The organism is Roseomonas sp. 18066 (genome assembly GCF_902706185.1).
Taxonomy (GTDB): domain Bacteria; phylum Pseudomonadota; class Alphaproteobacteria; order Acetobacterales; family Acetobacteraceae; genus Pseudoroseomonas.
In genome coordinates, this window is record NZ_CACSJM010000154.1 from 1 (window position 1) to 12,971 (window position 12,971).

Sequence of the window (12,971 nt, forward strand, 5' to 3'; positions counted from 1 at the left end):
GGGCCGTCGAGATCGTGATGCCGCGCGCGCGCTCCTCGGGAGCCTTGTCGATCTGATCATAGGCGGTGAAGGTCGCACCGCCGGCCTTCGCCAGGATCTTGGTGATCGCCGCGGTCAGCGACGTCTTACCGTGGTCGACATGCCCGATCGTACCAATGTTGCAGTGCGGCTTGTTCCGCTCAAACTTAGCTTTCGCCATCGTCTTCGTCCCCGATCGGGTGTCGTTACCAGCGGTAGTGGCTGAAGGCCTTGTTGGCTTCGGCCATCCGGTGCGTGTCTTCGCGCTTCTTCACGGCCGATCCGCGGTTGTTCGCCGCGTCCATCAGCTCGGAGGAAAGGCGCTCTTCCATCGTGTGCTCGCCGCGCTTGCGGGCGGACTCGATGAGCCAGCGGATGGCGAGAGCCTGGCGGCGCTCCGGGCGGACCTCGACGGGCACCTGGTAGGTGGCACCGCCGACGCGGCGCGAGCGCACCTCGACAGCCGGCTTCACGTTGTCCATCGCTTCATGGAACAGGCGCAGGGGGTCGCTGTTCGGACCGCCGCGGCGCTTCAGGGTGTCCATGGCGGCGTAGACAATACGCTCGGCCGTGCTCTTCTTGCCGTCATACATCAGCACGTTCATGAAACGGCTGAGGACGAGATCGCCGAACTTCGGGTCCGGCAGAACTTCGCGCTTCTCGGCGCTGTGGCGACGCGACATCGCTCTCTATCCCTTACTTCGGCCGCTTCGCGCCGTACAGCGAGCGCCGCTTGCGCCGCTTGGCGATGCCCTGCGTATCCAGCACGCCGCGCAGGATATGGTAGCGCACGCCGGGAAGATCCTTGACGCGACCGCCACGGATCAGAACCACCGAGTGCTCCTGCAGGTTGTGCCCCTCGCCCGGGATATAGCTCACGACCTCTTGGCCGTTCACCAGGCGAACCTTGGCCACCTTACGCAGCGCCGAGTTCGGCTTCTTCGGGGTGGTGGTGTAGACGCGCGTGCAGACGCCGCGCTTCTGCGGGCAGCCCTGCAAGGCCGGAACCTTGTTGCGGCTCGGCTTGGGCTCACGCCCGTTGGCGATGAGCTGGTTGATCGTCGGCATGACGCCCCTTCGTGCCCTAACTTTCCAACGCCCAGGCCCCTCGCCAAGCAGGAAGACCCGACCGGACGGCGCGTCGCGCCACCCCATCGGGTACTGCCCTGCCCCCGGTCTCAGCCATTCAGGATGGCGGCACCGGATGCTCAGAACCTGTCGTCTAGAACTCCGCAGATCCTGTTCATATGGCGAACAGAACCCCGTCGAGGGCGCGGAAATTACGCGCCGACTCACCATGAGTCAAGCACGCCGCCCCTCAAGACCATCGAATTCGCCCCCGAAACGGGTGCGTCTCCCATGCAAAAAGGCCGGGCTCTTCCCCGGCCGCCTCCTGCCCCCGAGTCGGGGGCGCCGCAAGCGGCCTGCCTTATAACCGAGGCGGCGCCTGCTGCGAGATTTTTGGCGGGGGCAGCATGCCGCCCCCGCCGATTTCCTTACTCGGCCGCTTGCGCGCCCGGCTTGGGCAGCGCGCCCTGGCCGGCCGGCAGGCGCTGGCCGTCGCGCTGGGCGGCAAGCGCCCGCAGACGGTTCATCACCGAGCCCGTGCCCGCCGGGATCAGGCGGCCGACGATGACGTTCTCCTTCAGGCCCGCCAGGTAGTCGACCTTGCCGGCCACCGCCGCCTCGGTCAGCACCCGCGTCGTCTCCTGGAAGGAGGCGGCCGAGATGAAGGACGTCGTCTGCAGCGAGGCCTTGGTGATGCCCTGCAGCACCGGCTCGGCGCGCGCGACGCGCTCCTTGCGGGCGAGCAGCTTCTCGTTCTCGACCTCGAACTCGATGCGCTCGACCGTCTCGCCGACCAGGAAGGTGGTGTCGCCCGGATCCAGGATCTCCACCTTCTGCAGCATCTGACGGACGATCACCTCGATATGCTTATCGTTGATCTTCACGCCCTGCAGTCGATAGACGTCCTGGATCTCGTTCACCAGGTAGTTCGCCAGCGCCTCGACGCCGAGCACCCGGAGAATGTCGTGCGGGACGCGCGGGCCGTCGACCAGCGGATCGCCGGCCTTGACGTAGTCGCCTTCCTGCACCGAGACGTGCTTGCCCTTCGGCACCAGGTATTCGCGCGGCACAGGCGGCTCGTCGCCGATCTGCTCCGGCACCACCAGGATGCGGCGCTTGGCCTTGTAGTCCTTGCCGAACTCCACGCGACCGTCGATCTCGGAGATGATCGCGTGGTCCTTCGGACGGCGCGCCTCGAAGAGCTCGGCGACGCGCGGCAGACCGCCGGTGATGTCGCGGGTCTTCGAGGATTCACGCGGCAGGCGGGCCACCACGTCACCGGCCTGGACCGAGGCGCCATTGTCGACCGACAGGATCGAGTCGGGCGACAGGAAGTAGCGGGCCTCGGCGCCATTCGCCAGGCGGACGATATTGCCCTTCTCATCCTTCAGGATGATGCGCGGGCGCAGATCGGCGCCCTTGGCTGCCTGCTTGTAGTCGACCACCACGCGGGAGGAGAGGCCGGTCACATCGTCCTGCCGCTCGACCAGGGTCACACCCTCGATCAGGTCGGCATATTCGATGATGCCGCCCTTCTCGGTGATGATCGGCAGGGTGAACGGATCCCATTCGGCCAGCTTCTGGGCGCGGGTGACGGCCTGGCCGTCCTTGCCCACCAGCAGCCGGGCGCCGTAGGGCACGCGGTAGCGGGCGCGCTCGCGGCCGTTGCTGTCCGACAGCACGATCTCGCAGTTACGCGCCATGACGATGGCGGCGCCCTGGCTGTTCGCCACGACGTTGCGGTTGACCACGATGACGGTGCCGTCGCCGGTGGCTTCCACCGCCGACTGCTCGGCGCCACGCTGGGCGGCGCCGCCGATGTGGAAGGTGCGCATCGTCAGCTGCGTGCCCGGCTCGCCGATCGACTGCGCCGCGATGACGCCGACGGCCTCGCCGATGTTCACGGTCGTGCCGCGGGCCAGGTCACGGCCGTAGCAATGGCCGCAGACGCCGGAGCGCGCGTCGCAGGTCAGCACCGAGCGGATGTAGCATTCCTCGACGCCGGCCTTCTCGACCCGCTCCGCATCCGGCTCCTCGACCAGCGTGTTGCGCGCCATGATCAGCTCGCCGGAGACGGGATCATGGATGTCGCGCTGCACGGTCCGGCCCAGGATCCGCTCGGACAGCGAGGAGACGACCTCACCGCCATCCATCACGGCGCGCACGGTGATGCCGCGCTCGGTGCCGCAATCGACCTCGACGATGATGCAGTCCTGCGCCACGTCGACCAGGCGGCGGGTCAGGTAGCCGGAGTTCGCGGTCTTCAGCGCGGTGTCCGCGAGGCCCTTGCGGGCGCCGTGGGTCGAGTTGAAGTATTCAAGGACGGACAGGCCTTCCTTGAAGTTCGCGATGATCGGCTGCTCGATGATCTCGCCCGAGGGCTTGGCCATCAGGCCGCGCATGCCGGCCAGCTGGCGCATCTGCGCGGGCGAGCCACGCGCGCCGGAATGCGACATCATCCACACGCTGTTGGTGACGCGGCCGACCTCCTGGCGGGAGATCTCCTTCATCATCGCGGTGGCGACCTCGTCCGTGCAGCGCGACCAGGCGTCGACGACCTTGTTGTAGCGCTCGCCGGCGGTGATCAGGCCGTCGAGATACTGCTGCTCGAACTCCTTCACCTCGCCCTTGGTGCGCGCGATGAGCCCTTCCTTCTCGGCCGGGATCATCATGTCGTCCTTGCCGAAGGAAATGCCGGCCTTGGCCGCCTGGCGGAAGCCAAGCGCCATCAGCCGGTCGGCGAAGATCACCGACTCCTTCTGGCCGCAATGACGGTAGACCGCGTCCATGACGTCCGAGATGGACTTCTTGGTCAGCTGGCGGTTCACCAGGCCATAGGGCGTGCGCGGGTCGCGCGGCAGCAGGGCGCCCATCATCATGCGGCCGGCGGTGGTCAGCACCGTCTCCAGCCGCTTGGCGTTCTCGACCGTCGGGCCGGCCACGCGGGCCATCACCGCCGTGTGCAGCGTGATGCTGCCGGCGGCGAGCGCCTGCTCGACCTCGCCCAGGTCGCCGAAGACATGCGGGCGATGCTCGAGCGCCTTCAGCTCGGCCGCCGACAGCTTGTCGACGGTCTTGCCATTGGCGCCGCTGATCGCCGCCCGGATCTCCTCCAGCTCCTTCTGGGCCACCCGGAACTCGGGCGTCTCCAGCGAGAGGTAGTAGAGGCCGAGGACGATGTCCTGGCTCGGCACGATGATCGGCTTACCGTTGGCCGGGCTGAGGATGTTGTTGGTCGACATCATCAGCACGCGGGCTTCGAGCTGCGCCTCGAGGCTCAGCGGCACGTGCACGGCCATCTGGTCGCCGTCGAAGTCGGCGTTGAAGGCGGTGCAGACCAGCGGATGCAGCTGGATGGCCTTGCCCTCGACGAGGACCGGCTCGAAGGCCTGGATGCCCAGGCGGTGCAGCGTCGGCGCCCGGTTCAGCATGACCGGGTGCTCGCGGATCACCTCCTCGAGGATGTCCCAGACCTCGGGACGCTCCTTCTCCACCATCCGCTTGGCGGCCTTGATGGTGGTGGCGTGGCCGTACTTCTCGAGCTTCGAGTAGATGAAGGGCTTGAACAGCTCCAGCGCCATCTTCTTCGGCAGGCCGCACTGGTGCAGCTTCATCTCGGGACCGACGACGATCACCGAACGACCCGAATAGTCGACGCGCTTGCCGAGCAGGTTCTGCCGGAACCGGCCCTGCTTGCCCTTCAGCATGTCGGACAGCGACTTCAGCGGGCGCTTGTTGGCGCCCGTGATCGCGCGGCCGCGGCGGCCGTTGTCGAACAGCGCATCGACCGATTCCTGCAGCATGCGCTTCTCGTTGCGCACGATGATATCGGGGGCGCGCAGCTCGATCAGCCGCTTCAGGCGGTTGTTGCGGTTGATGACGCGGCGATACAGGTCGTTCAGATCCGAGGTCGCGAAGCGGCCACCATCCAGCGGCACCAGCGGGCGCAGCTCGGGCGGGATGACCGGCACGACGTCGAGGATCATCCATTCCGGCCGGGCACCGCCCTCGCCGAAAGCCTCGATCATCTTCAGCCGCTTGACGTACTTCTTGCGCTTCGCCTCGGAGGAGGTGTCCTTCAGGTCGGCGCGCAGCTGCGTGCTTTCCTTGTCGAGGTCGATGCCGGCCAGCATCTGCTTGACCGCCTCGGCGCCGATGCCGACGGAGAAGGCGTCCTCGCCGAACTCATCCTGCTTCGAGACGAACTGGTCCTCGGTCAGCAGCTGGTGAAGCTTCAGGTCGGTCAGACCCGGCTCCAGCACCACATAGGACTCGAAGTACAGGATCTTCTCGAGCTCCTTCAGCGACATGTCGACCATCAGGCCGACGCGCGAAGGCAGCGACTTCATGAACCAGATATGCGCGACGGGGCTGGCCAGCTCGATATGGCCCATGCGCTCGCGCCGGACCTTGGCCAGCGTCACCTCGACGCCGCACTTCTCGCAGATGATGCCGCGGAACTTCATCCGCTTGTACTTGCCGCACAGGCACTCGTAGTCCTTGATCGGACCGAAGATGCGCGCGCAGAACAGCCCGTCCCGCTCCGGCTTGAAGGTCCGGTAGTTGATCGTCTCGGGCTTCTTGATCTCGCCATAGGACCACGACCGGATCTGCTCCGGGCTGGCGATGGTGATCTTGATCTGATCGAAGGTGACGGCCTGGCCGGTCTGGCCCAGGATCTTCATCAGCTCGTTCATGCGGCCATCCTCTCAAAGGTGCGGCCGCCGCGCCGGGGAAACCCCGACGCGGCTGAGCAAAGTTGAACAATCATGTGCGAAGCGGTCAGCATCAGCTGGGCCGGTTCTCCAGGTCCACGTTCAGGCCAAGGGACTTCAGCTCCTTGATCAGAACGTTGAAGGATTCCGGAATGCCGGCCTCGAAGCTGTCCTGGTCGCGCACGATGGCTTCGTAGACCTTGGTGCGGCCCGACACGTCGTCCGACTTCACCGTCAGCATTTCCTGCAGGGTGTAGGCGGCGCCGTAGGCCTCGAGCGCCCAGACCTCCATCTCGCCGAAGCGCTGGCCACCGAACTGCGCCTTGCCGCCCAGCGGCTGCTGGGTGACGAGCGAGTAGGGACCGATCGAGCGCGCGTGGATCTTGTCGTCGACCAGGTGGTGCAGCTTCAGCATGTAGATGTAGCCGACGGTGACCTTGCGCTCGAAGGGCTCGCCGGAGCGGCCATCGATCAGCGTGGTCTGGCCGGAGGTGGCCAGGCCCGCCTTGGTCAGCATCGCCTCGATGTCCGGGATGCGGGCACCGTCGAAGACCGGCGTCGCGATGGGCACGCCCTTCTTCAGGTTCTCGCCCAGCTCGATGAGCTGCTCCTCGGTCATGTCCTCGATGTCGCGGGCGAAGATCTCCTCGCCGTAGACGTCGCGCAGCTTCTCGACCAGCGCCTCGCGGGCATTGCCGGCGCGGCGGTAGTCCTCGACCAGCTCGCCGATCGACTTGCCGATATTGGCGCAGGCCCAGCCCAGGTGGGTCTCCAGGATCTGGCCGATGTTCATGCGCGAGGGCACGCCCAGCGGGTTCAGAACCAGGTCCACCGAGGTGCCGTCCGGCAGGAAGGGCATGTCCTCGACGGGCACGACGCGGGAGACGACGCCCTTGTTGCCGTGGCGGCCGGCCATCTTGTCGCCCGGCTGCAGCTTGCGCTTCACCGCGATGAAGACCTTGACCATCTTCATCACGCCAGGCGGCAGCTCGTCGCCGCGCTGCAGCTTCTCGACCTTCGACTCGAAGCGCTTCTGCAGCTTCTCGACGGCGGCGTCGAACTCGCGCTTCAGCGCCTCGATCTCGACCATGATGGCGTCGTCCTGGACGCCGATCTGGCGCCAGGTGGCCTTGGCGAACTGCTCCAGCACCTCGTCGGTAACCGGGGTGCCGGCCTTGACGCCCTTGAAGCCGCCCGAGGCCTTCTGGTTCAGCAGGCGCTCGCGCAGCCGCGAGTGGAACGACCGCTCCTGGATCGACTTCTCGTCGTCGCGATCCTTCGCCAGCCGCTCGATCTCGGCGCGATCGATCGCCATGGCGCGCTCGTCCTTGTCGACGCCGCGGCGGTTGAAGACGCGGACGTCGACAATGGTGCCGGTGGTGCCGGGGGGCAGGCGCAGCGAGGTGTCGCGGACGTCGGAAGCCTTCTCGCCGAAGATGGCGCGCAGCAGCTTCTCTTCCGGGGTCATCGGGCTCTCGCCCTTGGGGGTAACCTTACCCACAAGGATGTCGCCCGGATTCACCTCGGCGCCCACATAGACGATGCCGGCTTCGTCGAGGTTGCGGAGCGCTTCCTCGCCGACATTCGGAATGTCGCGGGTGATCTCTTCCTGGCCCAGCTTGGTGTCGCGGGCCATGACCTCGAATTCCTCGATATGGATCGAGGTGAAGACGTCATCCTTGGCGATGCGCTCGCTGATCAGGATGGAATCTTCGAAGTTGTAGCCATTCCAGGGCATGAAGGCGACGAGCACGTTGCGGCCCAGCGCCAGCTCACCGAGCTCGGTCGAGGGACCGTCGGCGATGATGTCGCCCGACGCCACCTGGTCGCCCACCTTCACCAGCGGGCGCTGGTTGATGCAGGTCGACTGGTTGGAACGCTGGAACTTGCGCAGGCGATAGATGTCGACGCCGCGCGTGGTGCTGTCCTCGTTGGTGGCGCGCACGACGATGCGGGCACCGTCGATGCTGTCCACCACGCCTTCGCGGCGGGCGACGATGGTGGCGCCGGAGTCGCGGGCGACCGCGGCCTCCATGCCGGTGCCGACCAGCGGCGCGTCGGAACGCACCAGCGGCACCGCCTGCCGCATCATGTTGGAGCCCATCAGCGCGCGGTTGGCGTCATCGTTCTCGAGGAACGGGATGAGCGCCGCGGCGACGGAGACCAGCTGCTTCGGCGAGACGTCGATCGCCGTGACTTCCTCCGGCTTGACCAGCCGGAAGTCGCCGCCCTGGCGCACCGAGACGAGGTCGGAGAGGAACTCGCCGGTCTCGGCGTTCACCTCGGCATCGGCCTGGGCGACCACCAGCTTCTCCTCCTCCATGGCGGAGAGGTAGCGCGGCGAGCCCACGATCTTGCCGTCCTTGACCAGGCGGTAGGGCGTCTCGATGAAGCCGTACTTGTTCACCTTGGCGAAGGTGGCGAGGCTGTTGATCAGGCCGATATTCGGGCCTTCCGGCGTCTCGATCGGGCAGATGCGGCCGTAATGCGTCGGATGGACGTCGCGCACCTCGAAGCCGGCGCGCTCACGGGTCAGACCGCCCGGGCCAAGCGCCGAGAGGCGGCGCTTATGCGTCACTTCCGACAGCGGGTTGGTCTGGTCCATGAACTGCGACAGCTGCGAGGAGCCGAAGAACTCGCGCACCGCGGCGGCGGCCGGCTTCGCGTTGATCAGGTCATGCGGCATGACGGTGTCGATATCGACCGACCCCATGCGCTCCTTGATCGCGCGCTCCATGCGCAGCAGGCCGACGCGGTACTGGTTCTCCATCAGCTCGCCGACCGAACGCACCCGGCGGTTGCCGAGGTTGTCGATGTCGTCGATCTGGCCCTTGCCGTCCTTCAGCTCCAGCAGGGTGCGCAGCGTCGCCAGCACGTCCTGCTTGCGCAGGGTGCGGACGGTGTCGGGCACATCCTCCAGGCTGAAGCCCAGGCGCATGTTCATCTTGACGCGGCCGACCGTCGACAGGTCGTAGCGCTCGCCGTCGAAGAACAGGCCCTTGAACAGCGTCTCCGCGGTCTCCGGCGTCGGCGGCTCGCCCGGGCGCATCACCCGGTAGATGTCCATCAGCGCTTCGTCGCGGCCGGTGTTCTTGTCCACCGCCAGCGTGTTGCGCAGCCAGGGGCCGACCGTCTGGTCGATCGCCAGCGTCGGCAGCGCGTCGATGCCGGCCTGCTCGATGGCGGCCAGCTTCGGCTCGGTCAGCTCGTCGCCGGACTCGGCCCAGATCTCGCCGGTGGCCAGGTCGACCAGGTCGACGGCGACATAGCGGCCCAGCAGGTCGGCGCGGCCGACCAGCACTTCCTTGGTGCCGTTCTCGGCGATCTTGCGCGCCAGGCGCGGCGTCAGCTTGGTGTCCTTCTCGGCCACCACCTCGCCCGTGCCGGCGTCGACCAGGTTCTCGATCAGCTTCAGGCCGCGGAAGGCGTCGGGCTCGAAGGGACGGCTCCAGCCCTTCTGGCCGCGGCTGAAGATCACCTGCTTGTAGAAGGTGTTGAGGATCTCTTCCCCGTCCATGCCGCGGACTTCGCCGGATTCCAGCGGGCCGCCACGCTCGGCGCGCAGCGCCTCGGTGCGGGCGGATTCCAGGGCATAGAGCAGCGTCGTGGCGGGCAGCTTGCGCTTCCGGTCCACGCGCACGTAGCAGATGTCCTTGGCGTCGAACTCGAAGTCGAGCCAGGAGCCGCGATAGGGGATGACGCGGGCGGCGAACAGATACTTGCCGCTGCTGTGCGTCTTGCCCTTGTCATGGTCGAAGAAGACGCCCGGGGACCGGTGCATCTGGCTGACGATGACGCGCTCGGTGCCGTTGATGATGAAGGTGCCGTTGTCCGTCATGAGCGGCATGTCGCCCATGTAGACATCCTGCTCCTTGATGTCGCGGACGGAGCGGGACCCGGTGTCCTCGTCGACGTCCCAGACGATCAGGCGCAGGCGCACCTTGAGCGGGGCGGCAAAGGTCAGCCCGCGCTGGATGCACTCCTCGACATCATATTTCGGCTCTTCGAGCTCGTACTGGACGAACTCCAGGCGGCCGCGGCCGGCAAAATCGTCGATCGGGAAGACCGACTTGAACACTTCCTGAAGCCCGGTGTTCGTGCGGGCATCGGGATCGACCCCCATCTGCAGGAAGGCCTCGTAGGAGGCGCGCTGCACATCGATGAGGTTCGGCATCGGCGCCACCTCGGGCAGCCGCCCGAAAGACTTCCGGATGCGCTTCCGCCCGGTGAACGACTTCGTGATTGCGTTCATGCCCGTCCTGCTTCCCTTCGCTCCGGCCCAACCGCCCCGGCCGGCGGGTACCCTGTCAGCTGCGCCGCGCCGCCACCCCGGGTGGGATCGCTCGGTGCAACGCAGTCGCGGGCAGGCCCCCGGATGGGTTCCTGCCCGTTTCGCGCTTCAGTCGGCCCCGGCAGACCGGCCCCGCATGGGGACCGGCCCCGCCGGGAAGGTCTTACTTGACCTCAACCTTCGCGCCGTTCTCCTCGAGGACCTTCTTGATCTTCTCGGCCTCGTCCTTGGTGGCGCCTTCCTTCACGGTCTTCGGCGCGCCTTCGACCAGATCCTTGGCCTCCTTCAGGCCGAGACCGGTGATGGTGCGGATTTCCTTGATGACGTTGATCTTCTTGTCACCGGCGCTCGCCAGGATGACCGTGAACTCCGTCTGCTCCTCAACCGGGGCAGCGGCGGCGCCGCCAGCGGCCGGGGCGGCAGCGGCCACCGGAGCGGCAGCGGAAACGCCCCACTTCTCTTCCAGCAGCTTGGACAGCTCAGCGGCTTCCAGAACGGTCAGGCTGGAGAGCTCGTCAACCAGCTTCACGAGATCGGCCATTTTCTCTATCCTTCGATGTAATCGCTTGGCGTGATGAATGCAATCCCCGGTTGGCATAGTCCGGCCAACGGGAGGTCTTCCGCGAAAGGTAGCCTGTTAGGCCGCCTCGTCCTTCTTGGCATAAGCCGCCAGAACCCGCGCAACCTGAGCGCCCGGTGCCTGAAGCACGCCGGCGATCCGGGTGGCCGGGGTCTGAATCAGACCCACCAGCTGCCCGCGCAGGGTTTCGAGCGACGGCAGCGCGGCCAGAGCCTTGACGCCTTCGGCGTTCAGCATCTGGGTTCCGAGCGCCGCGCCCAGGATCACGAACTTGTCGTTACCCTTGGCGAAATCCATGGCCGTCTTCGCCACAGCCACCGGATCCGTCGACCACGCGAGCGCGGTCGGACCCTTCAGCAGCGGCGAGATGCCCTGGAAGCGCGTGCCGTCGAGGGCGAGGGCGGCCAGCCGGTTCTTCGCGACCTTATACGTCGCGCCCGCCGCCCGCATCTGGCGCCGCAGATTCGAGACCTCGGCCACGGTCATGCCCTTGTTCTGGGCGACCAGCACGAAGTTCGTCTCGGCGAACACCGTTGCGAGGGAGGCAACGAACGCACGCTTCTCCGTACGATCCAACTCCCGTCTCCAAACGGTGGTCGATGCCTTTTGGAAGGGCCCCGACCGGTTCACACGGGGGCATCCCCGGGCGCGAGCCCGGCAACACCCCGACTAAGACTGTCTGAGTCTGCGGAAGACCAAGTCCATCACGCCGCGCCGCCGAAGCGGCCGCGACCCGGATCTCTCGGCTTTCCCATCTCACGCCTGCGGGGCTGACGCCCCCTTAAGGCCCCTTGGGGCCACATGCGCTCTCGGACAGGTTGCGGGGACCCGCCGGATGACCGGCCCCCTGCCCGCGCCCCGACCTTCCGATCAGGGCGCGTATCTCGTCACGCCAGGCCTCAGGCCTGCAGCGTGGTGACGTCCACCTTCAGGCCGGGGCCCATCGAGGAGGACACGGCCACCTTCTTCACGTAGGTGCCCTTGGCGCCGGTCGGCTTGGCGCGCTGGATGGCATCCACGAAGGCGCGCGCATTCTCGACCAGCTGCTCGGTGCCGAAGGACACCTTGCCGATGCCGGCATGCACGATGCCGGCCTTCTCGGCGCGGAACTCCACCTGGCCGGCCTTGGCCGCGGTGACCGCGCCCTTGACGTCCATGGTGACGGAACCGAGCTTCGGGTTCGGCATCAGGCCGCGCGGGCCCAGGATCTTACCCAGGCGGCCGACCAGGCCCATCATGTCCGGGGTCGCGATGCAGCGATCGAACTCGATCTTGCCTTCCTGCACCAGCGCGGCCAGGTCGTCCGCGCCGACCACGTCGGCGCCGGCGGCGGTGGCTTCCTCGGCCTTGGCGCCGCGGGCGAAGACGCCCACGCGCACGGTCTTGCCGGTGCCATGCGGCAGCGACACCACGCTGCGGACCATCTGGTCGGCATGGCGCGGGTCGATGCCGAGGTTCATCGAGATCTCGACCGTCTCGTCGAACTTCGCCTTGGAGACCGACTTCACCGTCGCGATGGCCTCAGCCAGCGCATACTGCTTGTCGATGTCGAGGCCGGCATAGACGGCCTTCAGACGCTTGCCCTGCTTGGCCATGGATCAGCCCTCCACCACGGACATGCCCATCGAACGGGCGGAGCCGGCCAGCATGCGCACGGCGGCCTCCACGTCGTTGGCGTTCATGTCCTTCATCTTGATCGCCGCGATCTCGCGCAGCTGCGTCTTGGTCAGACGACCGATCACGCCACCCTTGCCCGGCGTCTGGCTGCCCTGCTCGAGCTTGGCCGCCTTCAGCAGGAAGTAGGTGTTCGGGGGCGTCTTCGTGATGAAGGAGAAGGTCCGGTCCGAGAACGCGGTGATGACGACCGGCGTCGGGGTGCCGGGCTCCATCTGCTGCGTCGCCGCGTTGAATTCCTTCACGAACTGCATGATGTTCAGGCCGCGCTGACCCAGCGCGGGGCCGACCGGCGGCGAGGGGTTCGCCTTGCCAGCCGGGATCTGCAGCTTGATGTAGCCGACGATCTTCTTCGCCATAGTCGTTCCTCTGCGCTTTCAGAGGCGCGCGGTGCTGTCGGCCCTGGCCGGGCCTCCCGCGTCCCTGAAGAGAACGCCGCAACCTTCCGCGCGCGCAACAGCACGCGCAACTCGGGTCACGGCGGGAGGCGGGCGTATATCCCTTCCCTTCGGCAGAGTCCAGACGCTGCTGTCGCGCAATTGACGCATGGCTGCGGCGCAGCATGGATTTATTCTCCGCTGATAATTAGGTCTCTATCTATTTCCCATGCCCGCCGCCCTCGCCC

Annotated in this window: 9 protein-coding genes; all 9 read right to left on the reverse strand. The window is 66.8% G+C overall.

Going from position 1 to position 12,971, the window contains the following annotated elements; all coding sequences use genetic code 11:
* A partial coding sequence (locus tag GVN67_RS23895; protein WP_235035448.1) for a GTP-binding protein occupies positions 1 to 199 on the reverse strand: 199 nt, incomplete at its 3' end.
* A 25-nt stretch (positions 200 to 224) separates the two neighbouring features.
* Entirely contained in the window at positions 225 to 701 is a 477-nt protein-coding gene (gene rpsG / locus GVN67_RS23900; RefSeq protein WP_007004400.1) for a 30S ribosomal protein S7, read from the reverse strand.
* Between the two features lie 13 nt (positions 702 to 714).
* Positions 715 to 1,086: a 30S ribosomal protein S12 gene (gene rpsL, locus GVN67_RS23905; protein WP_076955627.1), complete on the reverse strand. Its 372-nt coding sequence runs from the start codon at positions 1,084 to 1,086 to the stop codon at positions 715 to 717.
* Between the two features lie 428 nt (positions 1,087 to 1,514).
* On the reverse strand, positions 1,515 to 5,783 hold the full coding sequence (rpoC, locus tag GVN67_RS23910; protein ID WP_159999832.1) for a DNA-directed RNA polymerase subunit beta': 4,269 nt from the start codon (positions 5,781 to 5,783) through the stop codon (positions 1,515 to 1,517).
* Positions 5,784 to 5,874: 91 nt separating this feature from the next.
* Entirely contained in the window at positions 5,875 to 10,053 is a 4,179-nt protein-coding gene (gene rpoB, locus GVN67_RS23915; RefSeq protein WP_159999833.1) for a DNA-directed RNA polymerase subunit beta, read from the reverse strand.
* A 202-nt stretch (positions 10,054 to 10,255) separates the two neighbouring features.
* Positions 10,256 to 10,633 carry a 50S ribosomal protein L7/L12 gene (gene rplL / locus GVN67_RS23920; protein WP_159999834.1) on the reverse strand — a complete coding sequence of 126 codons (378 nt, stop codon included), beginning with the start codon at positions 10,631 to 10,633 and terminating at the stop codon, positions 10,256 to 10,258.
* 96 nt (positions 10,634 to 10,729) lie between these two features.
* Positions 10,730 to 11,248: a 50S ribosomal protein L10 gene (rplJ, locus tag GVN67_RS23925; RefSeq protein WP_159999835.1), complete on the reverse strand. Its 519-nt coding sequence runs from the start codon at positions 11,246 to 11,248 to the stop codon at positions 10,730 to 10,732.
* A 323-nt stretch (positions 11,249 to 11,571) separates the two neighbouring features.
* The gene (gene rplA / locus GVN67_RS23930; protein ID WP_159999836.1) at positions 11,572 to 12,267 is read right to left on the reverse strand and encodes a 50S ribosomal protein L1; all 696 of its coding nucleotides are present in this window, start codon (positions 12,265 to 12,267) and stop codon (positions 11,572 to 11,574) included.
* 3 nt (positions 12,268 to 12,270) lie between these two features.
* A complete protein-coding gene (gene rplK, locus GVN67_RS23935; protein ID WP_159999837.1) occupies positions 12,271 to 12,705 on the reverse strand; it encodes a 50S ribosomal protein L11 in 435 nt (144 codons plus the stop codon).
* Positions 12,706 to 12,971 lie beyond the last annotated feature (266 nt).